Source organism: Bradyrhizobium sp. NBAIM08, from assembly GCF_020193935.1.
In the GTDB taxonomy this organism is placed as follows: domain Bacteria; phylum Pseudomonadota; class Alphaproteobacteria; order Rhizobiales; family Xanthobacteraceae; genus Bradyrhizobium; species Bradyrhizobium yuanmingense.
Window position 1 is genome coordinate 1 of sequence record NZ_JADYVR010000991.1, and the last position, 401, is coordinate 401.

The 401-nt window shown below is 75.3% G+C and carries 1 protein-coding gene; it reads left to right on the forward strand.

Annotated elements, in window-relative coordinates:
- Positions 1-45: 45 nt before the first annotated feature.
- A partial coding sequence (locus tag I6F37_RS43090; RefSeq protein ID WP_225154844.1) for a hypothetical protein occupies positions 46-401 on the forward strand: 356 nt, incomplete at its 3' end.

Consider the following 401-nt stretch of genomic DNA (forward strand, 5'->3'; position numbering starts at 1 on the left):
GGCCCTGGCGGCCAGGAACGAGCAGGCGGCCGGCGCCGCGCAGGCATGAGCAAGCCCGCAACACGCTGGACCGACGTCAGCCTGAGCGACGGCCAGAGCGCGCGCTGGGCCGGCGCGATGACGACGCCGATGGCGCTCGCCGTCGCCCCGCGCCTCGCGGCCGCGCGTCCCTCGGCGATCGAGATCGCCTCGGCGGCGACATTGCAGCAATGCGTCGCGCGCGGCGAGGATCCGTGGCAGCGCATCGAGCTGCTGCGCGAGCGCTGTGCCGGCGTGCCGCTTCGCACGTCGATCACGCTCGTCCCCGGGCATGGCCGGCGCGGCGGCGACGTCGTCTCGACCGAGCTCGCCCTCCTCTGGCTGCACGAGCTCGCCCACCGGGGTGTCGCCGAAGTGGTCGT